The organism is Mesorhizobium sp. WSM4808 (assembly GCF_055811675.1).
The window spans coordinates 1-296 of the sequence record NZ_JBVVQX010000088.1 but is presented as its reverse complement, the minus strand read 5'-3'; the positions used below and the strand labels follow the sequence as shown (position 1 = coordinate 296).

The following is a 296-nucleotide window of genomic DNA, read 5'->3' as shown; positions in this document are numbered from 1 at the left end:
GTCGTTTTGATGATAGATGGACAGCAATGTAGGTTGCGGGTCCCGGTCGTGACGGCGCAGTTGCTGGGAGACCAAGGAATCCACCAACCGCGTTCGGGCGGCGAGCGCTGGGTGGGCGGCCTGCAGGCTCTGCTCCAGCAACCGGTAATCCCTGTGAATATGGACGTCGCCCAGCAAGTCGTCGCCGAGCACCGCGCCCGCGGGAAGGTTGGACGAGCCTGACGGAAAAGCTCCGATCGGAGCATCGGAGGAGGTGGTCAGATCGACCAACGGAACATCGCGATAGGTGTCTGACA

General features: G+C 62.2%; 1 protein-coding gene. It reads right to left on the bottom strand.

Going from position 1 to position 296, the window contains the following annotated elements; genetic code table 11:
* Window positions 1-270: hypothetical protein (locus tag AC0L2U_RS34795; RefSeq protein WP_473603715.1), on the bottom strand; the 270-nt coding region annotated here is incomplete at its 3' end.
* Window positions 271-296: the final 26 nt, after the last annotated feature.